We start from the raw sequence: 277 nt of genomic DNA, 5'->3' as shown, positions 1-277 counted from the left end.
GTCGTTTTAGAACCGGGGTCTATTTTTAACTGACATTCATTAACTTCTCCTCCCTCTATGTCTTGAATAATAATTGTGAAGGGAAACTGTTTAAACACCTTAGCTCGTCCCGCTTTGAGTAATTTTCTGGCTCTGGCGGGATGAGTTGGGTTTAAGGGTTTCTTGTTTTTATTTAATACAAATACCCGCATGGGTTAACTCCTATTGCTAGGGTAAAGTGTGCCTCGACAATGTTATTTAGGCTTGTTAAGTACAACTCACTGGCTTAACTCTTAGA

General features: G+C 39.4%; 1 protein-coding gene. It reads right to left on the bottom strand.

The genetic code is table 11. The annotated features are described in order from the left end of the window. On the bottom strand, positions 1 to 191 hold a 191-nt coding region (locus JUI58_RS27495; RefSeq protein ID WP_204101841.1), incomplete at its 3' end, for an RRXRR domain-containing protein. Between the last annotated feature and the right edge of the window lie 86 nt (positions 192 to 277).

The organism is Spirulina sp. CCY15215 (assembly GCF_016888125.1).
Classification (GTDB): Bacteria; Cyanobacteriota; Cyanobacteriia; order Cyanobacteriales; family Spirulinaceae; genus CCY15215.
The sequence above is the reverse complement of the archived record's forward strand: the minus strand, read 5'-3'. Positions and strand labels throughout refer to the sequence as shown.